The sequence below is a fragment of the Flagellimonas amphidinii genome, from assembly GCF_013090115.1.
Lineage (GTDB): Bacteria > Bacteroidota > Bacteroidia > Flavobacteriales > Flavobacteriaceae > Flagellimonas > Flagellimonas amphidinii.
Map to the genome: position 1 here is coordinate 193,996 of NZ_JABFNN010000037.1, position 21,614 is coordinate 215,609.

Here is a 21,614-nt window from a genome sequence, read left to right on the forward strand (position 1 = left end):
ATCTAAAAGATGGAACTAAAAAAGAGTCCCAAAGCGGATGTAGGAAAAAACAGTTCTCTCTATTTTGTAATAGGGTTGGCAGCTGTCTTAGGATTGGTTTATGGAGCCATGGAGTGGAAAAAATATGATAAGTCCAATGACTATGACATTGCATTGAATGTTGAGGATCAGTTGGATGAAGAGGTGCCAATGACAGAACAAATTAAGACACCACCGCCTCCACCGCCTCCAGCAGCACCAGAAGTAATTGAGGTTGTTGAGGACGAAGAGGAAGTGGAAGAAACTGTAATTGAGTCTACTGAAACCAGCCAAGAAGAGGAAGTGATAGAGGTAGAAGAAGTTGAAGTAGAAGAGATTGACGAAGACATTTCAGTTCCATTTGCTGTTATTGAGGATGTTCCTGTATTCCCTGGCTGTGAAAAAGCAGGAAATAAGAAGCAATGTTTCCAGGAAATGATGCAAAAGCACATTCGTAAAAATTTCCGTTACCCAGAAATTGCTCAAGAAATGGGTGTTCAAGGTAGGGTAAACGTAATTTTCGTGATTCAGAAGGATGGAAGCATCGGAAACATTAGAATGCGTGGTCCGGATAAAAACTTGGAAGCAGAAGCCATGAGAATCATTAAAAAATTACCTAAAATGACTCCAGGTAAGCAAAGAGGTAGAGCGGTAAAAGTTCCATTTAGTATCCCAATTACCTTTAAGCTTCAATAAAAAATATAGAATTTCTATTGAGGTAGAAATTTGAAAAAGCCCTGATGTTTGCATCAGGGCTTTTTTTATTGGGATAAACTTTTATACACTGTTTCACGCATGCGTTCTGGATTAATGTAGCCATTTCCAAGGGTGCTATCATATTTGGAAGTCAAGGTAGAATCCATTTTTACTTGTTCCAGTGTTTTTCCAGCAGTAATTTCTTTTTGAATAATTGAACGAATATCTTTCAAAATATCAACATATGTTATTAATTCACTTTTATTGGAAGGTCTTCCGTGACCTGGGATTATTTTGGTCTCTTCGTTCATAACAAGCAAAGCTTTTTTATGGGCGGCAATATATCCATCAATGCTTCCACCGCTGTTTACATCAATATATGGATAACGACCTGCAAAATAGGTGTCACCCATATGGATTACATTCTCATTCACAAAATAAATCATGGTATCACCATCTGTATGTGCATTGTGAACGTGCAATAGTATAATCGTTTCTTCACCGTCATAAAAGGTCATTTCTTCAGAAAAAGTGATTTCAGGCAAACTTTTCTCATAATCCGAAGAGGTCATCTTTTGTTCAGCAATACTTTTCAATCCTCTTTTTATAAGTCGTTTACGAACATTGTCCTGAGCAACTAATGTAGTTGTATCGGTATTGAAATTACTGTTTCCTCCCGTATGGTCCCCATGCATATGGGTATTTACTAAATAGGAGATAGGTTTATCGGTCAGTAAATCAATTTTAGCATTTATTTTTTTGCTCAATGGAGCAAATTGATCATCGATCATAAATACCTTGTCGCTTCCCACATAAATCCCGATATTGCCACCTCTTCCGGTGAGCATGTAAATTTTTGGAGAAATCGTATCGATGGAGATGGTGACATTTTCAAATTGAGCGTAAAGACCACTGCAGATTGAAATAAAAACTAGCAGAATAATTCGGTTCATGGCTTTTTCTTTGGATTGATAGTTTATAAGACGTTGTATTCTCTCAAAAATAACACAAAGACCGGCAACGGGTTGGAAAAGAATAACATCGACGTTATCTTTGCCAGCCAATTATGATCGTGGATGAAATCTGCTGTAGGTTCCGTAAAAAATAACACACTGTCCTGGGTTCTTTCAGAATTTAAGGAAATTACCAAAGCCAAGTTGGCTGTTAGTGTGGTTTTTTCTTCAATTGCGGGATATTTTTTAGGGGCAGTTCAAGTCGATTTATTTTCCATATGTCTCCTTGCTTTTGGAGGATATTGCATGGTTGGTGCTTCCAATGCGTATAATCAGGTAATAGAAAAGGATTTGGATGCCTTAATGAGTCGAACCAAAAATCGACCTATTCCTTCCGGTAGAATGTCGGTAAAAACCGCATTGACCATCGCTATTGTAATGACGCTGCTTGGGGTGGCAACTTTATATGTCCTTAACCCGAAGACAGCCATGTTCGGCGCTATTTCTATTTTTCTATATACGAGTGTTTATACACCATTAAAAACTAAAACACCATTATCGGTATTTGTAGGGGCATTTCCAGGGGCCATTCCCTTTATGTTGGGCTGGGTGGCAGCAACCAATGAATTTGGAATTGAGCCTGGTACCTTGTTCATGATCCAGTTTTTTTGGCAGTTTCCGCATTTTTGGGCTTTAGGATGGATGTTGGATGAAGATTATAAAAAAGGGGGCTTTAAAATGTTGCCTACAGGTAAAAAGGATGCAGGTACTGCATTGCAAATCATATTGTACACTATATGGATGATTGTGATATCCATTATGCCAGTCTTTGGATTTACTGGGAGATTGCATTTGTCCATTCCTGCTGCAGTTATTGTTTTGATTGCTGGCTTGGCAATGCTCTTTTTTGCCTTCAAACTATATGAAAATAGGGATAATGTATCAGCAAGAAAATTAATGCTGGCCAGTGTTACCTACATATCATTGATTCAAATAATATACGTAATAGATAAGTTTATTAATTAATTATGGATTTAACCCAAGGGACGGTAGAGGAAAAGAGCAGAAGGGCCAAAAAAATGATGCTCTGGTTTGGCATTGTGAGTTTGATCATGGGTTTTGCCGGTTGGACCAGTGCTTATATTGTGAGCAGTAAACGTGAGGATTGGATCAGTGACTTGGAACTCCCGCAGGCTTTTTTTATAAGCACCTTCATTATTATTTTGAGCAGTCTTACCTATTTTATGGCCAAACAGGCTGTGGCAAGAAATAAACAAAGTCAAGGTACGTTGCTATTGGTGATCACCTTGGTCTTGGGAATTACTTTCATTATTTTACAATTTTTTGGTTTTTCCCAAATGTTGGAAAACGGGTATTATTTTACAGGACCCACCAGCAATATTAAAATGTCCTATGTATTTCTGATTGCAGCAGTCCATATAGCACATGTTGTTGCGGGTTTAATTTCGCTTTTGGTGGTGTTGGTACAGCAATTAAGAGATAAGTATATGCCCGGAGATATGTTGGGATTGGAATTAGGTGCTACTTTTTGGCATTTTTTGGATTTTCTTTGGGTGTATTTGATACTATTTATGTATTTCATAAAATAAATTTTTTAAGAAGCAGTTTTCCTTGAACTTTACTTTTTGAATACATCAAAAGATGTAAATTTGTGAAAATTTTATTAAAACTACCTTAGTTATATGGATACAACGGTGACTACCGGTACAGAAGACAGCGTTTGGGGAGGCGGAAATCGCCCGCTTAACGCTAGCTATGGAAAAATGATGATGTGGTTCTTTATCGTCTCTGATGCTTTGACCTTCTCTGGGTTCTTGGTGTCTTATGGCTTTTCCAGGTTTAAGTTTATCGAAACATGGCCCATTGCGGATGAGGTTTTTACCCACGTTCCTTTTTTTCACGGTAATTATCCCATGTATTATGTTGCTTTTATGACCTTCATTCTTATTATGTCTTCCGTAACCATGGTGTTGGCGGTTGATGCTGGTCATAAAATGATGCAGAAAAAAGTTATTCTATACATGTTCCTAACCATTATCGGTGGTGCCATATTCGTTGGCTCCCAAGCTTGGGAATGGGCTACTTTCATCAAGGGAGATTATGGAGCATTGGAAACTAAAGGGGGTAGAATTCTTCAGTTTGTTGATGCTGAAGGTCATCGAGTGGCATTGGCTGATTTTGCCAAGACTTTACCTGAAGAAAGAGTAAAGCATGTAAGCAGTGAAGGTATTTGGTTCCAAAAAGAAGGCTATAAAACTTCCTTTTCATTAAATGAGGTAATAGAAGGTTTCAAAGCCAACTCTGATATATTGATAAGAACCGAGACAATCAATGAAGAAGGTGAAAAAACAGTATTGAGCAGACAAGAGTCCTTGGCTAAACTTTCCAAAGCAACACAAGTTGTGGAAGGTGCAAACCTTATCCATAATGAATATGGAAGCAGGCTTTTTGCAGACTTCTTCTTTTTTATCACAGGATTCCACGGTTTTCACGTATTCTCTGGAGTAGTGATCAATGTTATTATATTCTTCAATGTAATCTTGGGTACCTATGAGCGCAGAGGACATTATGAAATGGTGGAGAAAGTGGGTCTCTACTGGCACTTTGTAGATTTGGTATGGGTATTTGTATTTACATTCTTTTATTTGGTTTAAAACATTCTATATAATGGCACACGAACATAAACTTGAAATTTTCAGAGGTCTCTTAAAATTTAAGTCCAATACCCAAAAAATATGGGGAGTATTAATTTTCCTCTCAATTGTTACGGCCATTGAGGTGGCTTTGGGTATTACAAAACCAAGATTTTTGACCCATAACTATTTTGTTGGGATGAAACTCCTCAATTGGATTTTCATTATACTCACTTTAGTGAAGGCCTACTATATTGCATGGGACTTTATGCACTTGAGAGATGAAAAAAGTTCTCTGAGAAGAGCTATAGTTTGGACCCCTATTTTTTTGGTCAGCTACTTGATTTTCATTCTTCTTTTTGAAGCAGACTATATTTACAATGTGTTCAAGACTAGCTTTCTGGCTTGGGACCTATAGTGTAAAGTATTAACAATAAAAAAAGACGGTTATCCAACCGTCTTTTTTTATTTTTGTAGGGTTTAGAAAATTATGAAGAAGGCATTTGTTTTAGTAATTCTTTTCATTTTTCCGTTAGTGGCCTATCTCTTTTTTGCCTCGGGCGTTAATAACTTTGGAAAGTTGCCTATTTTAACGGAACAAGTCCCTGAAATTTCCAAGATTGACCAATCCGTCAGTTTGGAAAATAAGATTACCATTCTAGGGTTTTTGGGAAATACAATAGACCAAAAAAGAGGGAATGTCTTTAACCTTAACCAGAAAATTTATAAGCGATTTAGCGAGTTCAAGGATTTTCAATTGGTCATGATGGTTCCTGAAGGAAATCAAAAAGCAGTGGAATCCTTAAAAGCTGAACTTGGTAAGTTGTCCAACACAAATAAGTGGAATTTTGTCTATGGAAGTGAAGAAGAAATAAAATCCTATTTCAAAGCACTGCAAACAGATATAGAATTATCTGAGGATTTATCTACTCCTTATGTTTTTATCATTGATAAAGACAGGAACCTCCGAGGAAGAAATAATGATGAAGATGAAGGGGTGAAATTTGGGTTTGACACAGCCTCTGTAGCAGAATTGAACAATAAAATGGAAGACGATGTCAAGATTATTCTCGCAGAATATCGTCTAGCTTTAAAAAAGAACAATGCCGACAGGAGCAACCAGTAAAAAGAAGTACACCTATGTTTGGGTTTCCGCAGTTATTTTGGTTTTTGGAATCTTTGCCGTTCATGAGATTACAAAAAAAGTAAAGGAAGGAGATATCGTGGAGAATGATCGTATGAGCGGAATCACCACATCAGAAGATTTAAGTTTTATCCTCAATGATGGCCAAAAAAGAAAGGTGCCGCAATTTTCTTTTCTAAATCAGGACAGTGTACAAGTTTCCAATGAAGACTATTTAGGGAAGGTCTATGTGGTGGAATTTTTCTTTACAACATGTCCTACCATTTGCCCTATAATGACCAAGAACTTAGTTTCCTTACAAGATACATTTAAGGATTATGATGATTTTGGTGTGGCCTCTTTTACCATAAACCCAAGATATGACACTCCCAATGTGCTGAAAAAATATGCTGGACATTATGGGGTAACAGATAAGGACTGGCATTTAATGACCGGTGACCGCAACAAAATTTATCAATTGGCGGAAGAAGGTTTTTACATTTTTGCCAGTGAATCTGAAGATGCTCCAGGGGGATTTGAGCATTCGGGGATGTTCGCCTTGGTGGACAAGAAGGGATATATTCGCTCGCGTAGGGATAGGAATGGAAATCCGTTGATTTATTATCGAGGAACAATAACAGAAAAACAAGGGGTGAATGATGAAGGGGAGGCCCAGCAAATCACCATGCTTAAGGAAGATATTAAAAAATTACTTGCAGAATGATAGAGGAAGCGAGACTAAAAAAAGAAAAACAGATAAAGATTTGGATAACTATTCTGTCCGTAGTAATTCCAGTAGTAGTTGCAATTTTGTTTGGATATAAAATACCTAATGCAGAACCTTTAGGTTTTCTTCCGCCAATTTATGCTGGAATTAATGGTCTTACGGCAATACTATTGGTAGGAGCCGTTATCGCAATAAAAAATGGAAGGCAGAAGTTGCACCAAAACATGATGACTACTTGTATTGTACTTTCTTTGTTGTTTTTGGTCATGTATGTAATCTATCATATGACTTCTGAGTCTACACCATATGGAGGAGAGGGCATATTAAGGTATTTGTATCTTTTCATTTTGATATCACACATTTTACTTTCTATAGGTGTAATTCCATTGGTATTGATTACATATAGTAAATCATACCTTAAAGATTTTGATGCACACCGAAAGTGGGCAAAATATACTTTTCCTATTTGGCTCTATGTAGCCGTGACCGGAGTCGTTGTTTATTTTATGATTTCACCATATTACCCTTATTGATTCCTTTCATGAAGTTGAAACTTTTCATAATTCTGATGTTGGTTTTGGTACTGCCCCAGACCTTGGATGCCCAGTGTGCCATGTGTAGGGCGGTTGTGGAAAGTGAAGGTGATGGAAAAACCGCTGAAGGATTAAATAATGGAATAGTCTATCTCATGGCTGTTCCCTATATTCTTGTGGCCGGATTATTTTATTTTATTTATAGAAAGATGAAAAGCTAAAATACTTGCCAGTATTTAGTGATTTTTTGTTGCAAAGTGTAACATTTTAGGTTTTTGCTCATCTTATAATAGTGCTTTGTAGAATTCATCAATCTCAAAACGCTAACCTATGTTCGATATAGAGCGGTGGCAAGAAATATTTGACACCATACGAAAGAACAAATTACGAACCTTTTTGACCGGACTATCGGTAGCTTCTGGCATATTTATTCTTGTGATTTTGTTGGGCTTCGGTCAAGGCATGCAAAATGGTATTGCCCAAGAGTTCAAAGAAGATGCATCTACTAGTGTGTGGGCATGGCCGGGAGTAACTTCAAAAGAATATAAGGGTCTTAATCCAGGCAGAAGAATCCAGTTTGTAAATGAAAATTTTGAAATGGCCAGTTCCATGTTCAAGGAAACTGTGGAATATGAGTCTTCCAGAATTTTTGTTGGAGGAGTAACTGTGAACTATGGTAAAGAAGCTCTGGTCTATAGCATCCAAGGGGTGGCTTCTGGGTTTCAATTTATTGAAAATGTCTCCATGAAAGAAGGGAGATTCATCAACTACCAAGATGAGATATCCACGGGTAAGGTTGCCATAATCGGAAACAAAATAAAAAAGGATGTTTTTAATGAAGTGGATACTCCGATTGGAGAATTCATCGATATTTCTGGTATTCCTTTTAAAATAGTTGGCGTTTATACCGAAATGAGGGAGCGCGAAGAAGAGCGAATCTATATCCCCATCACTACTGCGCAACGTGTTTTCAATGGGGGAGATAGAATCAGTAATATGTCGTACACGCTGCCTCCGGTTGAAAATTTTGAGGAAGCCGTTACACAAGCAGTTCAGTTTAAAAATGATTTGCGGAATTATCTACAACAAGCCCATACCGTTGCTCCTGATGATAATGGTGCCATGGAAGTTTGGAGTGCCATGGAAGAGGCTAAAAGGTATTATGGACTTACCGGAAACATAAAGCTGTTCTTTTGGTTTGTAGGAGTGTGCACCATAATAGCAGGAGTTGTTGGGGTGAGCAATATTATGTTGATTGTGGTGCGTGAACGTACCAGGGAAATTGGAATCCGAAAAGCTTTGGGCGCCAAACCATGGTCCATAGTGGGCATGATTCTACATGAATCGATTTTTATTACTGCAATATCAGGATTTGGTGGACTTATTTTCAGTATGGCACTTTTGGAAATTGTTGGACCCAATGTAGAAATTGATTATGTGGTAAATCCATCCGTAAACTTTAATGTAGCCTTTTCAACAGTATTGGTGCTTATTTTGGCAGGAGCCTTGGCAGGATTTGTCCCGGCATGGAGAGCTGCAAAGGTTCAGGTCATAGAATCATTGCGTGATGAATAAGTTTTCCAACTCAAAACGATAAGACATGTTCAATAGAGATAGATGGGCAGAAATATTGGAAGTATTGACCAGCAATATCTGGCGTACTATTTTCACTGCTTTTGGAGTGTGTTGGGGGATTTTCATTTTAATTGTGCTCTTGGCCGCTGGTAAAGGTCTTGAGAATGGAATTCGAAAAGATTTTGGTGATATCGCCACCAATACTATGTTCATGTGGAGCAGAAGCACTACAAAAGCTTATGAAGGGCTTCCAAAGGGAAGAAGTTTTGAGTTCAAAATCAATGATGTACAGGCTATAAAGGATAATGTGCCCAACCTTAGGTTCATTTCCCCAAGAAATCGACTTAGTGGATTTAGAGGAGGCAATAATGTGGTTAGGGGTATTAGAACCGGTGCCTATAATGTATATGGGGATTATCCTGAAATCATCAATCAAGACCCAATGACGGTTACATCTGGACGGTTTATTAATTATAATGATATCCATGAGAAAAGAAAGGTTGCAGTAATTGGATTGGGGGTTAAAAATGACTTGTATGAAAAGGGGGATGATGTTTTGGGAACTTACATTAAAATTCAGGGGGTAAATTTCATGGTAGTCGGCACTTACAAGAAAAATAGTAATGATGGGGATGGTGAAGAGGCACAGAAAGAAATTTTTGTACCCTTCACATCATTTTCCCAAGCTTTCAATTGGGGGGAGGATGTAAGTTGGATGGCCATTACCGCACATGATGGAAGTTCCATTTCCCAATTGAAGGATAAGATTATCGATGTAATGCGTATAAGGCATAAAATTCACCCTGAAGATAACCGCGCTATCGGATATTTTGATTTATATGAGCAATTTAATCGGGTAGAAAGCCTTTTTGGAGCTCTAAAGGGAGTAGCCTATATCGTGGGAATAATGGTATTGCTCTCGGGAATCATAGGAGTAAGCAATATTATGCTCATTGTAGTCAAGGAAAGAACTAAGGAAATAGGTATACGAAGAGCGCTAGGTGAAAAACCCTGGTCGATAAAAAAACAAATCCTCATGGAGTCCATTTTTCTCACCATAATTTCAGGCATGGTAGGCATCATTTTTGGGTCTTTGGTCATTTACGGCATCAATGCTTTGCTGGACAGCGTAGGTCCAGTAGATATGTTCCTGAGTCCAAGCGTAAGCGTTGGGGTAGTAACAGGAGCCTTATTAATATTGATGATTTCAGGGTTATTGGCAGGATTTATTCCGGCCAATAGTGCCATAAGGGTAAGACCTATTGAAGCCTTGAGAACGGAATAAAATCAATCAAAACAAACTATAAGAAAATGAAAAAGTCAGTAACCATTATCATCTTATTGTTCATCATAATTGTTTTTGGTGGATCCATGTACTACCTCTACCAAAAGAATGCCGAAGACCCTATTGTGTATGAGACAGAAACTCCTTCAAAACAGAATGTTGTCAAAAAAGCGGTTGCAACGGGAAGCATTCTTCCTTTAGAAGAAGTACTTATCAAACCCAATATTTCTGGAGTTATAGAAGAAATTTACGTAGAAGGAGGGGATTATGTCAAGTCTGGAGACCTTTTGGCCAAGATAAAGGTGGTTCCCAATTTGAGTGCACTTAATGATGCTAGAAATGCCATAGATGAGGTTAAAATCAATTTGGATGATCAAAAGAGAAATTATGAAAGACAGCTGTCGCTTTTCAACAAAGGGGTAATTTCCCAAGCAGATTTGGAAAGAGCACAAGTAGCTTACGATCAAGCGAAACAATCTTATGGGGCAGCCAATAAAAGATATGACATTGTAAAAACAGGTACTACAAGTGGATTTCGAAATTCTGCAAACACTTTGATTAGGGCAACTGTAAGTGGTATGGTGCTGGAAGTTCCTGTTGAGGTAGGAAATCAGGTGATCGAGAGCAATAATTTTAATGAAGGAACCACTATTGCAGCTATTGCGGATGTTGAGAAAATGATTTTCGAAGGGAAAGTAGATGAATCCGAAGTGGGAAAAATAAAAGAGGATCTTCCTTTGGAAATTACCGTAGGAGCCATTGAGAATAAAGTTTTTGATGCGGTTTTGGATTATATCGCTCCCAAAGGAAACGAAGAAAACGGAGCTATCCAATTTGAAATAAAAGGAACATTAAAGAAACAAGATTCAACTTTTATCAGAGCTGGTTTAAGTGCAAATGCTTCCATTATTCTAGCACGGGCCGATAGTGTGTTGGCCCTTAAGGAAGCACTTGTCCAATTTGATGATGAGACCAAGAAGCCCTATGTGGAAATCCAAACTTCAGAACAACAATTTGAGCGTAGGGACATTGAATTGGGCATTAGTGACGGAATATACGTGGAGGTTAAATCTGGGCTAAATGCGGACGATAGAATCAAGGTTTGGAACGCTATTGAGGGAGACGGAGATTCCAACTAATGATTTAACAAAAATTTTCAATAGAATCTTGTAACATTTTAACAACTTGTAAGTCCTATTACCGGAATCATTTTCCGGATAGCTAACATCACCAATCATGATAGAAATCAAAGATCTTCACAAATCCTACAAAATGGGGAGCAACTCCCTTCATGTATTAAAAGGAATCAACTTTACAGCAGAAGCAGGAGAACTCGTTGCCATCATGGGTTCATCAGGATCAGGTAAATCCACTTTATTGAACATTTTGGGGATGTTGGACGAAGCTGACTCAGGAGAATATACGTTAGATAGTGTTCCTATCAAAAATTTGAGCGAGACTAAAGCAGCACAATATCGAAATAAGTTTTTGGGTTTTGTGTTTCAATCCTTCAACTTGATCAACTATAAAAGCGCCATGGAAAATGTGGCACTGCCCCTATATTATCAAAAAGTACCCCGAAAAGAGCGGCAAGAAAAAGCACTACAATATCTAGAGAGGGTTGGACTCAAAGAATGGGCCACGCACTTACCAAGTGAGCTGTCCGGAGGTCAAAAACAGAGGGTTGCCATTGCAAGGGCCATGGCAGCAGAACCTAAGGTTCTTTTAGCAGATGAACCTACTGGAGCGTTGGACAGCAAAACTTCCTATGAGGTCATGGATTTGATTCAAAAAATCAATGATGAGGGAAATACGATTTTAGTGGTGACCCACGAAGAAGACATTGCCCATATGTGCAAGCGAATTGTGCATTTGCGTGATGGAGTTATAGTTGAGGATAAAAAGGTGGAACAAGTAAGGGCATCGGAATATGTTCAATAGAGATACTTGGCAGGAGATATTTTTGGCTATCAAAAAGAACAAGCTTCGTACTTTTTTGGCGGGTTTCACCGTGGCCTTGGGTATTCTCATCTTTGTTACTTTGGTAGGACTCACAAACGGACTTCGAAATACCTTTGAGGAGTTTTTTAATGATGATGCCACCAATACCTTCTATATCTTTCCTGGAAGAACATCTATGCCGTACAAAGGGTATAAATCCAATAGGGTCATTGAGTTTGAAAACTCTGATTTAGAGGATATCAAAAAGAACTTTTCCATGTTCTTGGAATATGTGACACCAAGAATCACACGTTCGGCATTGACCAAATACAAAGAAGAATCCAATAATTATAATACCCGGGCCGTAGCCCCCGGTCACCAATTCAATGAAAAGACCATTATGATGAAGGGGCGCTACATTAATGAAAAGGATATTGAGGATAAAACCAAATATGCGGTCATTGGACGTTTGGTGGAGCAGGATTTATTCGGCAACAAGAACGCCCTGAATAAATACATTGACATTGGTGGCAGTGTTTTTAAAGTGATAGGAGTATTTCAGGATGATGGTGGGGATAATGAAGAACGTTACATCTATATTCCGTATACCACAAGGCAGCTTATTGAGAAGAATACGGATAAAATTGACCAGATCATATTGGGTTTTAAACCAGAAATTGGATATGCCGGAGCCATGGCATTCCAAGGAAGTCTGGAGAAATTTTTACGTGATAAAAAATACATTAGTCCCAAAGACCCCAATGGTTTGTTTATAAGAAATGTGGCAGACCAATTGAAGCAAAACCAGCAATTTGCCAATGTTCTCGCCATTATTGCCTCTGTTTTTGCATTAGGAACATTGATTGCCGGAATTATCGGAATAAGCAATATTATGGTGTTCGTAATTAAGGAGCGTACCAAAGAAATAGGGATAAGAAAGGCAATGGGGGCTACGCCTAAAGCAGTTATCAGCTCTATTTTATTGGAGTCTGTTTTCATTACAACAATTTTTGGTTATCTGGGCATGATTATAGGTTTGGCGGTACTGAATTCCATAGGAACTAGATTGGAAGATTTCTTTATAAAGAATCCTTATATAAATACAACTGTGGCCATTATTGCCACAATATTCCTGATCCTATTCGGAGCATTGGCCGGATATATACCAGCTCGAAGAGCGGCAAAGATTAAACCTATAGTTGCACTTAGAGACGAATAATATGAGACTCTTATTTGATAGAAATACTTGGCAAGAAATTTTTGGGTCAATCCAAAAAAATAAAATACGTACCATAATTACCATTATTGGGGTGCTATGGGGAATTTTTGTCTACATCGCAATGTCCGGAGCAGCCAAAGGAATGGATAATGGTTTTGAAAAATCGTTTGAAACTGTGGCCATGAACAGTTTGTTTGCTTGGGCCCAAAGTACCAGTAAACCCTATGCGGGCTATAAGACGGGGAGACAATTACAGCTAAAATTGGGGGATGCCACTGTATTACAGAATCGTATTCCCGATTTGCAATATGTGGCGCCAAGAAATGTAAAAGGAACCTTTGGTTCTGCCCCTGCATCCATCACAAGAGGTTCAAAGTCGGGGAGCTATCCGGTTTATGGTGATTTTCCGGTATTTACTAAAATTGCTACCAAAAAAATATATGATGGAGGGAGATTTGTCAACGATGATGATATTGAACAGGCCAGAAAAGTATGTATCATAGGCGAACGGACTCAAAAAGAATTGTTTGAAGAGGATGAAGACCCTATTGGAGGGTATATCCGAATAGATGGTATTTTTTTTCAGGTAGTGGGCGTGCATAAGTTTGTGCAGAACGCTCCATTTGATTCAGATAGTGATATTTATATCCCTTTTACAACATATAGAAGATTGTACAATTCTGGGGATGATGTGGGATGGTTTTCCATGGCAGCTTATGATGATGCCGATGTAATTCAAGTTGAGGAAGATGTAAAAGCAGTATTAAAGAGCATCCATAGGGTGGATCCTACTGATGAGCGTGCTTTTGGAACTTTTAACCTTGGGGAGGTCTTCGGTAAAATCATGGGTTTTTCAAAAGGATTGACTTTTATTTCCTTAATCGTTGGAGTGGCTACCATTTTGGCGGGAATCATCGGTATTGGAGCTATTCTATTGATTTCAGTAAAGGAAAGGACAAAAGAATTGGGTGTAAGGAGAGCCTTAGGAGCCACACCAGGAGAAGTAAGAACCTTGATCATATTGGAGTGTTTGTTCCTAACCCTTATCGCTGGGGTGATTGGAATCATTCTTGGAGCCTTAACGCTCAATATTGTGAATAACGCAACACAGGGTATTGATTTTCCATATACCAATCCAACTGTACCCATTCCTTTGGTATTGGGTGCCTTTGTGTTAATGTTGGTATTGGGAACACTAATTGGTTTGATTCCGGCCCAAAGAGCGGTCAGCATTAGACCTATTGATGCACTAAGAGAAGAATAAAAAAGTAAAAACTAAATAATCAATAAAATGAAGAAAATTTTAAAATGGGTAGGACTGGGAGTACTTGTTTTAGGCGCTTTATGGGCAGCTACATTTTTCATAAAGTCCAATAGCAAATCCGCAATAGAATACGAAACCCATAAGCCTTTCATTTCCAATATTGAAAAGAAAACTGTTGCTACGGGAAAGGTAATTCCGGAAGATGAGATTGAAATCAAACCACAAATTTCTGGAATTATCGATAAGATTTACTTGGAAGAGGGAACCCCTGTAAAAGCTGGCGACCTTATTGCTGTCATCAAGGTTGTTCCCAACGAACAATCACTGAACCAAGCAAAAGGTCGAGTAAGAAATGCAGAACTAGCTTTGGGCAACACCAAGATTGAGTATAATCGTAATAAGGAACTTTTTGAAAAAGGTGTGATTTCCAGTCAGGATTTCAATAACCTACAATTGCAATACGATCAGGCAATTCAGGAGTTGAAAAATGCCAAAGCGGACTATCAAATTATCAGAGTGGGTTCTGCTGGAGGTTCAGCTTCTGCCAACACCAACATAAGGGCTACGGTTACCGGAACCATTTTGGAGATTCCTGTGGAAGAAGGTGATCAAGTAATTCAAAGTAATAATTTCAATGATGGTACCACTATTGCTTCCATTGCCGATTTGGGGAAAATGATTTTTGAAGGAAAAGTAGATGAAGGAGAAGTGGGCAAACTTGAAATAGGAATGCCACTTAAAATAAGTTTGGGAGCCATTGAGGATAAAGAGTTTGATGCAGAATTAAAGTTCATTGCACCCAAAGGTGTAGAGGAATCAGGAGCCGTTCAGTTTAAAATTGAAGGAGACGTGGCTGTTGAGGATGACTTTTTGATCAGAGCAGGATACAGTGCCAATGCATCTTTGGTCTTGGAGAAGAAAGACAGCATATTGGTAATTCCTGAAGCTTTGCTTCAATTTGATAAAGAAACGGATAAGCCTTATGTGGAAGTGTCCACCGGAGAGCAAGAATTTGAAAGAAGGGATGTTAAGATAGGTATTTCTGATGGCATCAATGTAGAAATTGTTTCTGGATTGGATGAAAATGATGAGGTAAAACAATGGAACAAAACAGAACCTATTAAAAAAGGCCTAGAGGATGAGGAAGAATCCGATGAGGATGCCTAATCTAAATAACGAACAAAATCAAAAAACGAATGAGAATTAGAATAACCATAACCCTATTGTTACTGTTTGTAGTATGCACATCCTATGGGCAAATGCGGAAATGGACGCTACAGGAATGTGTGGAATACGCAGTAGAGAACAATTTAAGTGTTGAACAGTTTGAATTGGACTTAGATAACGCAAAAATTGATAAATCTGATGCTATAGGAGCATTTCTGCCAAGTTTAAGCGGCAGTTCGAGTTTTTCTGAAAGATCTGGATTAGTTACGGATCCTCAGACCAATGCTAACGTTTCAGGTACAATTTTTTCAATATCACCGGGATTGTCCTCGAATATTACTTTGTTTGATGGACTTCGAAATATACATCGTCTTAATAGAGCCAAGTTGAACGCTATTGCCAATCAATATCGATTGGATGATTTGAAAGATGATATTAGATTGAATGTAGCCAATGCCTATTTACAAGTACTTTCCAATAAAGAGCAGCTAAAAACGTTTGAAGCGCAATATGCTGTTACGGAGCAAGATTTGAAACGCACCAAGGAATTGGTGGAATCTGGAGTTGTTCCTAGGGGAGATCTTTTGGAGATTGAAGCTACGGCTGCCAATCAAGAACAGCAAATTGTGAATGGCGAGGGCCAGGTTTTGATTTCAAGAGTCAACCTCGCACAATTACTGCAGATTACCGATTATGAAAATTTTGATATTGCTGATGATGAGTTCAATGTGCCTCCTTCAGATATTTTAGATAACTCTGCTAAGGTTATTTTTGATAAAGCTTTGACTTTTAGGAATGATATTAAGTTTTCGCAATCTAATGTTGAATTAGCTAGCAAAGATTTGGAAATTGCCAAAGGAGCTTATTATCCAACAATTGATGCTTTTTTTAGCTATAATACGTTTTATTCCAATCAGTTTCAGCGGGTTTTTGACCCAGATACAGGAGAACTTATTATTGATCCAAATACAGGATTTCCTCTTTTGACAAGAGAAAAGGTTGGAGACCAGTTTTGGCAAAATGATGGAATCTCATACGGATTTCAGTTAAATGTTCCCATTTTTAATGGCTGGAGTACCAGAAATAGTGTGAAGCGTTCCCAAATAAGTCTGGAAAGGGCCAAATTACAGTTGGAGCAAGATAAGCTGGACCTGGAATCCAACATTCAACAGGCTTATGTGGATGTAACCACTTTTAAAAAAGCCTACGAGGCGGCTCAAAAAACCTTGGAAGCACGTAGATTGGCCTATGAATATGCCAAAGATCGTTATGATGTAGGTTTGATGAATGCTTTTGATTTCAGCCAGTCGCAATCCAGAGTGGACAATGCAGAAGCAGATGTGATCAGAACAAAATACGATTACATTTTCAGATTGAAGATTTTGGAGTTCTACTTTGGTATTCCCATTAGCTTAAACTAGTATCTTTGTGGCCGCTATGGCCAAGATACTTTGTTTAGAAACCGCCACCACCAATTGCTCTGTCAGTGTCTCTGACGATGGAAAAATCGTGGCTATTAAGGAAAATAATGCCTTAAACTATTCCCATTCAGAAGAATTACATGTTTTTATAAAGGAAGTCTTGCAAGAGGCTTCCTTGTCTTTTTCTCAGCTGGATGCTATAGCCATTAGTAAAGGTCCAGGTTCCTATACCGGACTTCGTATTGGAGTATCAGCTGCCAAAGGATTATGTTTTTCTTTGGATTTACCCTTGATTTCGGTACTTACATTAAAAAGTATGGCCCATCAGGTTAATGCTTCGGATGATGAGGTGATTATTCCAGTATTGGATGCACGTAGAATGGAAGTGTATTCAGCAGTTTTTGATGAAAACTACAATGAAATCAGGGAAACCAGAGCTGAGATAGTTGATGAAAACTCATTTGTCAATTTTACATCCCATCAAAAAATCCATTTGATAGGGAATGGCGCAGCGAAATGCAAAGAAGTATTATCGTATCATTCCAACTTTCACTTTGATGCAGACGTAATGCCATCCGCAAGGGAAATGACAAGAATAGCTTTTGAAAAATATCAAGCCAAACAGTTTGAAGATGTAGCCTATTTTGAACCCTTTTATCTTAAAGATTTTGTGGTTCACACCAAAAAGAAAAGCTAATCTGTATCTGTAGTGTGAATGACACGTTGCGGAAACGGAATTTCGATTCCAGCCTCATCAAAACGGAGTTTGGTTTCTTCGATCACATAAAAATGTGCCGGCCAGAAAACATCATTTTTGGCCCAAAAACGTAATGTAAGATTTACAGAACTGTCCCCCAATTCCCCAACGTAGACCTCTGGAATAGGGTCTTTCAGAATATCTTGATTGTCTGCACAGATTTGTAGCAAAATATCTTTGGCCTGTTTAATATTGGACCCGTAGCCAATACCTACATCAAATTTATCCCTGCGCGTATCCTCCATGTTGTAATTGACAATACTTCCATTGGATAATTGTCCGTTGGGGATTATCGCTACCTGATTGCCAAAAGTGTTCAGTTTGGTACTAAATATAGAGATTTCCTTTACAGAGCCTTCCACGCCTTGGGCTGCAATCCAATCTCCAATTTTAAAAGGTTTGAAGATTAAAATGAGAACGCCACCTGCAAAATTGGCTAGAGAGCCTTGCAAAGCAAGACCTATGGCCAACCCAGCTGCGCCAATCATGGCCACTAAGGAAGAGGTTTTTACCCCTAACTGTGTCACGACCAAAACAAATAGCAAAACTTTAAGAGCTATACTGATAAAACTTTGCAAGAAGGTTTCCAGGGTTTCGTCATAATCCTTTCTATCAAAAAATCTTTTTACCAATCTGTTGATAAAGCGAATGACCCAAAGCCCCACTACAAGTATGATTACGGCCAAAACAAAATGTGGGAACATTTTAACGACCCATTCCACCGACATATCGATATACTTCTGATACTCTTTTAACTCCTCCATGTTTATTTTTATTTGGGCAACCTAATTCATTATTTTTTTAAAATCAAAAAGGCAAAATTAAGGATTCATTAAACTTACTTGAATGATTTAATTTGTTGAAGGACTCCTTCGGAAGTCGTTACTGGTAATTTGCAAGTACCTTCAATGCAAACGTAGACAAAGGTCTCACCTTCAACATATCTGTTTTGCAATAATTCGAGATTTCCATCCTTACTGGAACCGGTCAAAATGCTGTTTGGAAGGTAGTTTTTGCTGATTTCCTTTCCAAGTTTCTTGTAATTTTCACCGACTACGGCTACTTCATAAAAGTTCTGGTTTTCAAAAAGAACCATGTGTAACCAGTTAGTGTAACCCTGGGCGGCCTCATCAAAATTTTCTTGGACGTTTTTCAGCATCTGTTTAGCAATGTCACCATAATCCCCTTCAGGATAGAGTTTATGGAACTTCAACAAGTTTTTGGCCATGATGGAATTGGAGGCCGAGATAACATTGTCATTGGTTTCAACACTTCTTCGTATAAGGGAATGATCATCATCCGAAGTAAAAAAGAACATGCCTGAATTTTTGTCCAAGAAATGGAGTTTTGAATAATCCAATAGTGATTTGGCATGATTCAACCAGTTTTCATCAAAAGTTACCTCATATAACCCCAAGTAAGCTTCAATGACTGTGGCATAATCTTCCAAAAAGGCGTTGATGGTACTTTCACCTTCTTTATGATTTCTATACAGGGAATGGTCTTTTTTGATCATTTCCTTTTCAAGGAAACGGGCGTTTTTTAACGCTAGGTCAAGGTATTCCTTGTTGCCTAAGTATCGGTACGCATCTACAAGTCCGGAAAGCATCAACCCATTCCAAGAGGTCAGGATTTTATCGTCCAATCTGGGTTTGGATCGTTTTGCCCTTTCTTCCTTTAGGATTTTCAAGGTGTTTTTCATTTTTGCTTTAAGGTCTATAACTGAAATAGTATGCTTTTTAGCTATTTCATCAGCATCCTTATCCCGTATCAAAACGTAATTTCCTTCTTCCCAAAGTCCATAAGAATTGATGTTGTAGTAATCCTTGAAGATTTCAAAGTCAGACCCTAATAGTTGCATTAGCTGGTCTTTGGTCCAAACATAATAGGCTCCTTCTTCCAGTTCACCATGTTCATCCAGGCTGTCCGCATCCAAAGAGGAATAGAACCCACCGTTTTCATCCAATAATTCTTCTTGTACAAAATTGATGCTTTCCTCAACTACTTCTTTATAAAGTTCATTTTGTGTCACGGCATAAGCTTTTGCATAAAGACTTGCTAACTGTCCATTATCGTATAGCATTTTTTCAAAATGGGGAACATGCCATTTAGTATCCACGGCATATCTGGAAAATCCTCCGCCAACATGGTCATAAACACCTCCGTAGGCCATGCGGGTCAATGTGGTATTAAACTGCTCCATAAGCTCTGGCTTATCATTCACAGTGGCATAATGCAGCAGAAAATCCCAGTTATTGGGCATCATAAATTTTGGTGCGCGTTTATATCCGCCCAAGAAATTATCGAAGTACTGACTCCATTTTTTAACTGCAGCATCCAATTGTTCCATGGAGTATAGGTCCGAGTCCCCTTTGTTTTCCACCAAGTTGATGGAATTGATGCCGTTGGCAAGGTCAGCAGCATAGTTGGTGACCCTTGATTTATCTTCTTTGTATAATTTAATCAATTGTTCCAAAGATTTTACCCAGCTATCCTTTGGAAGGTAGGTGGCTCCCCAAAAGGGTTTGCCATCAGGTAGGGCAACAATATTCAACGGCCAGCCCCCGTTACCGGACATCATTTGAATGGCATCCATGTAAATCTGGTCAACGTCTGGTCTTTCTTCTCTATCAATCTTAATATTGATAAAGTTTTCGTTCATCATTTGGGCTACTGTTTCATCCTCAAAACATTCCTCTTCCATTACATGGCACCAGTGGCAGGCTGCATAGCCAATACTTATGAGCAAGGGCTTGTCCTCTTTTTGGGCCCTTTCCAAAACCTCTGGTTTCCAAGCTTCCCAATTCACGGGATTGTGTGCGTGCTGCAGTAGATAAGGACTTGTCTCTTCTATAAGGGCATTGGTGTATTTATGGGTCACTTTTTGTTGTTTTTGGGTACATCCATGGGTTAGGAACAGTAAAACTGTTGCTAGGGTGATTTTTCTGAGCATGTCTAGTTTTTTCTTGAACATAAAAAAAGCGCCATACAGAGGCGCATTTTTTAATTTCCCTGCAAAAGGTTTATTGGACCTCGAAGGTAATTTTTACGTTGACTCTATAGTCGTCTATCTTGCCATCCTTTACAGAGGCACTTTGTTCGTTGATATACACCGAACGGATATTCTTTACAGATTTAGCTGCTTGCTCAAGTGCATTTTTTGCCGCTTGCTCCCAGCTTTCATCTGAATTTGCTAATACTTCGATTACTTTTAATACTGCCATGGTTAATGTTTTAAAATTTGTTCAATTTAGCAAAAATTGAAGACAAAACCCTAAAATCAACCATTGATGGCAACTACTTCATTTACTTTGTCGCCCATCATATTTTTAAGCATGGTTTCAATGCCATTTTTCAATGTAAAGGTTGATGAGGGACATCCACTGCAAGCACCTTGAAGCACTACATTCACTGTTTTGCTTTCTTTTTCATAGGATTGGAACAGAATATTTCCACCGTCACTGGCAACAGCTGGTTTTACATATTCTTCCAAAATGTCTATGATTTGTTGAGAGGTATCATCATAATGCGTTTGGGACTTCTGTTGGTCAGCAATTTCTTTTGCTTTTTGCACTGCTTCTTGGGAAACAGCCTCTTTGCCATCAGCTAAAAAATCTCGGATGAACTCCCTGATCTGCATGGTCACCTCATCCCATTCGGTAACATCATACTTGGAAATGGACACATAATTTTCGTCAATAAATACTTCTTTCACGAAAGGGAAGTGAAACAGTTCCGTGGCCAATTGAGAATCTTTGGCATCGTCAATGTTCTTGAATTCATAAGTGGTGGGGACAATACGCTTATTGGCCACAAATTTCATCACAACAGGGTTGGGCGTTACTTCTGCATATACCGTGATGGGCTGTTTTTTTGCCACAGATTCTTCATTGACAACGCTCTCACCAGCATTTAAATACTCCACCAACTGTTGTGCTACTTCATCCTTTACATCCTCCCATTCCACAATGTCAAATCGTTCTAGAGCGATAAAATTTCCAGAGATGTAAACCGTCTTGATAAAAGGGAGGTAGAAAAGTTGCTGTGCCAATGGCGAATTTTTGGCCTCATCTATGTTTTTGAACTCATAATTTCCCTTCACCAAAAAATGATTGGCTTCAAACTTTAGTATTTTGGGATTGTTTGTAACAGTAACTGTGATATTGTATTCTTTCATAGCAAAGATTTATACAAAAATACCAATAGAAAATATGAGGAGCAAAATATATAATAATGTATTACTTCGTCCGTTATCTTATTGTTTGATTACCTTTAAAATCT

23 protein-coding genes are annotated in these 21,614 nt (G+C 38.4%); 18 read left to right on the plus strand and 5 right to left on the minus strand.

The genetic code is table 11. The features are described 5' to 3' along the window. The first annotated feature begins 9 nt into the window (after positions 1-9). Positions 10-714, plus strand: coding sequence for an energy transducer TonB (locus HJC33_RS11660; protein WP_171658999.1), 705 nt, complete (start codon positions 10-12; stop codon positions 712-714). A gap of 65 nt (positions 715-779) precedes the next feature. On the opposite strand, the gene HJC33_RS11665 is transcribed toward HJC33_RS11660, so the two are convergent. Then, positions 780-1,667, minus strand: coding sequence for an MBL fold metallo-hydrolase (locus tag HJC33_RS11665; RefSeq protein WP_171659000.1), 888 nt, complete (start codon positions 1,665-1,667; stop codon positions 780-782). 123 nt (positions 1,668-1,790) lie between these two features. On the opposite strand from HJC33_RS11665, the gene cyoE reads away from it, so the two are divergent. The 17 genes from cyoE (at position 1,791) to tsaB (ending at position 17,273) form a co-directional block, all read left to right on the plus strand. Continuing rightward, positions 1,791-2,693 (plus strand): heme o synthase, encoded by a 903-nt coding sequence (gene cyoE, locus HJC33_RS11670; RefSeq protein WP_171659001.1) that lies wholly within the window; start codon positions 1,791-1,793, stop codon positions 2,691-2,693. 2 nt (positions 2,694-2,695) lie between these two features. Beyond that, complete coding sequence (locus HJC33_RS11675; protein WP_171659002.1) at positions 2,696-3,277, plus strand: cytochrome c oxidase subunit 3; 582 nt, start codon at positions 2,696-2,698, stop codon at positions 3,275-3,277. A gap of 93 nt (positions 3,278-3,370) precedes the next feature. Continuing rightward, positions 3,371-4,342 carry a cytochrome c oxidase subunit 3 gene (locus tag HJC33_RS11680; protein WP_171659003.1) on the plus strand — a complete coding sequence of 324 codons (972 nt, stop codon included), beginning with the start codon at positions 3,371-3,373 and terminating at the stop codon, positions 4,340-4,342. Between the two features lie 13 nt (positions 4,343-4,355). Beyond that, positions 4,356-4,739: a cytochrome C oxidase subunit IV family protein gene (locus HJC33_RS11685; RefSeq protein ID WP_171659004.1), complete on the plus strand. Its 384-nt coding sequence runs from the start codon at positions 4,356-4,358 to the stop codon at positions 4,737-4,739. Between the two features lie 72 nt (positions 4,740-4,811). Next, positions 4,812-5,447 (plus strand): hypothetical protein, encoded by a 636-nt coding sequence (locus HJC33_RS11690; RefSeq protein ID WP_171659005.1) that lies wholly within the window; start codon positions 4,812-4,814, stop codon positions 5,445-5,447. Then, on the plus strand, positions 5,425-6,168 hold the full coding sequence (locus HJC33_RS11695; RefSeq protein ID WP_171659006.1) for an SCO family protein: 744 nt from the start codon (positions 5,425-5,427) through the stop codon (positions 6,166-6,168). Before HJC33_RS11690 ends, HJC33_RS11695 begins: the two co-directional genes overlap by 23 nt. Beyond that, positions 6,165-6,704 carry a DUF420 domain-containing protein gene (locus HJC33_RS11700; RefSeq protein ID WP_171659007.1) on the plus strand — a complete coding sequence of 180 codons (540 nt, stop codon included), beginning with the start codon at positions 6,165-6,167 and terminating at the stop codon, positions 6,702-6,704. Before HJC33_RS11695 ends, HJC33_RS11700 begins: the two co-directional genes overlap by 4 nt. A gap of 8 nt (positions 6,705-6,712) precedes the next feature. Then, a complete protein-coding gene (locus tag HJC33_RS11705) occupies positions 6,713-6,925 on the plus strand; it encodes a hypothetical protein (protein WP_171659008.1) in 213 nt (70 codons plus the stop codon). Between the two features lie 109 nt (positions 6,926-7,034). Further along, the gene (locus HJC33_RS11710; protein ID WP_171659009.1) at positions 7,035-8,279 is read left to right on the plus strand and encodes an ABC transporter permease; all 1,245 of its coding nucleotides are present in this window, start codon (positions 7,035-7,037) and stop codon (positions 8,277-8,279) included. Between the two features lie 25 nt (positions 8,280-8,304). After that, the gene (locus tag HJC33_RS11715; protein ID WP_171659010.1) at positions 8,305-9,564 is read left to right on the plus strand and encodes an ABC transporter permease; all 1,260 of its coding nucleotides are present in this window, start codon (positions 8,305-8,307) and stop codon (positions 9,562-9,564) included. 26 nt (positions 9,565-9,590) lie between these two features. Then, positions 9,591-10,703 carry an efflux RND transporter periplasmic adaptor subunit gene (locus HJC33_RS11720; protein ID WP_171659011.1) on the plus strand — a complete coding sequence of 371 codons (1,113 nt, stop codon included), beginning with the start codon at positions 9,591-9,593 and terminating at the stop codon, positions 10,701-10,703. 97 nt (positions 10,704-10,800) lie between these two features. After that, positions 10,801-11,505 carry an ABC transporter ATP-binding protein gene (locus HJC33_RS11725; protein WP_171659012.1) on the plus strand — a complete coding sequence of 235 codons (705 nt, stop codon included), beginning with the start codon at positions 10,801-10,803 and terminating at the stop codon, positions 11,503-11,505. Next, positions 11,495-12,724, plus strand: a complete 1,230-nt coding sequence (locus HJC33_RS11730) for an ABC transporter permease (protein WP_171659013.1) — start codon at positions 11,495-11,497, stop codon at positions 12,722-12,724. The genes HJC33_RS11725 and HJC33_RS11730 overlap by 11 nt, the downstream gene beginning before the upstream one ends. A 1-nt stretch (position 12,725) precedes the next feature. Continuing rightward, positions 12,726-13,988, plus strand: coding sequence for an ABC transporter permease (locus HJC33_RS11735; RefSeq protein ID WP_171659014.1), 1,263 nt, complete (start codon positions 12,726-12,728; stop codon positions 13,986-13,988). Between the two features lie 27 nt (positions 13,989-14,015). After that, on the plus strand, positions 14,016-15,155 hold the full coding sequence (locus tag HJC33_RS11740; RefSeq protein ID WP_171659015.1) for an efflux RND transporter periplasmic adaptor subunit: 1,140 nt from the start codon (positions 14,016-14,018) through the stop codon (positions 15,153-15,155). 29 nt (positions 15,156-15,184) lie between these two features. Beyond that, positions 15,185-16,576, plus strand: a complete 1,392-nt coding sequence (locus HJC33_RS11745; protein WP_171659016.1) for a TolC family protein — start codon at positions 15,185-15,187, stop codon at positions 16,574-16,576. Positions 16,577-16,592: 16 nt separating this feature from the next. After that, a complete protein-coding gene (tsaB, locus tag HJC33_RS11750; RefSeq protein WP_171659017.1) occupies positions 16,593-17,273 on the plus strand; it encodes a tRNA (adenosine(37)-N6)-threonylcarbamoyltransferase complex dimerization subunit type 1 TsaB in 681 nt (226 codons plus the stop codon). Here tsaB and HJC33_RS11755 read toward each other — a convergent pair. The 4 genes from HJC33_RS11755 to HJC33_RS11770 all read right to left on the minus strand — a co-directional run bounded on the left by HJC33_RS11755 (position 17,270) and on the right by HJC33_RS11770 (position 21,510). Beyond that, entirely contained in the window at positions 17,270-18,097 is an 828-nt protein-coding gene (locus HJC33_RS11755; protein ID WP_171659018.1) for a mechanosensitive ion channel family protein, read from the minus strand. The two genes, tsaB and HJC33_RS11755, sit on opposite strands and share 4 nt — an antisense overlap. 74 nt (positions 18,098-18,171) lie before the next feature. Then, positions 18,172-20,286 (minus strand): thioredoxin domain-containing protein, encoded by a 2,115-nt coding sequence (locus HJC33_RS11760; RefSeq protein WP_171659019.1) that lies wholly within the window; start codon positions 20,284-20,286, stop codon positions 18,172-18,174. A gap of 70 nt (positions 20,287-20,356) precedes the next feature. Further along, entirely contained in the window at positions 20,357-20,557 is a 201-nt protein-coding gene (locus tag HJC33_RS11765) for a dodecin family protein (protein ID WP_171659020.1), read from the minus strand. A gap of 56 nt (positions 20,558-20,613) precedes the next feature. Continuing rightward, the gene (locus HJC33_RS11770; RefSeq protein WP_171659021.1) at positions 20,614-21,510 is read right to left on the minus strand and encodes a NifU family protein; all 897 of its coding nucleotides are present in this window, start codon (positions 21,508-21,510) and stop codon (positions 20,614-20,616) included. Positions 21,511-21,614 lie beyond the last annotated feature (104 nt).